Raw genomic sequence first — 413 nt, 5'->3', positions numbered from 1 at the left:
GATGAAGTTCGCTGCCACCGGCGAGATGAAATCGAACCTGAACAAGCAGTTCGCGATCTTCCGCAACAAGCACACCTGGTCGATGACGGCGCTGTACGTGGTGACCTTCGGCTCGTTCATCGGCTTTTCGATGGCGCTGCCGCTGTCGATCACGGTGATCTTCGGAAACACGCACACGCTCGACCCGGCCACGCAGGCGTGGGTGCACGCCAAGAACCCGAACGCCCCCTCGGCGCTGATGTACGCATGGATCGGCCCCTTCGTGGGTGCGCTGATCCGCCCGGTGGGGGGCTGGATCTCGGACAAGCTGGGCGGCTCGATCGTGACGCAGTGGATCTCGATCGTGCTGGTGATCGCCTCGGCGGCGACCGGCTACGTGATGCTGCTGGCCTACCAGTCGGCCACGCCCGAAG

At 64.2% G+C, this 413-nt stretch carries 1 pseudogene; it reads left to right on the top strand.

Going from position 1 to position 413, the window contains the following annotated elements:
- Positions 1–25: 25 nt before the first annotated feature.
- Positions 26–413, top strand: a pseudogene (locus ACNKW1_RS15760) (antiporter); the annotation flags it as partial.

The organism is Thauera sp. WH-2 (assembly GCF_048321015.1).
Taxonomy (GTDB): Bacteria; Pseudomonadota; Gammaproteobacteria; order Burkholderiales; family Rhodocyclaceae; genus Thauera.
The sequence above is the reverse complement of the archived record's forward strand: the minus strand, read 5'-3'. Positions and strand labels throughout refer to the sequence as shown.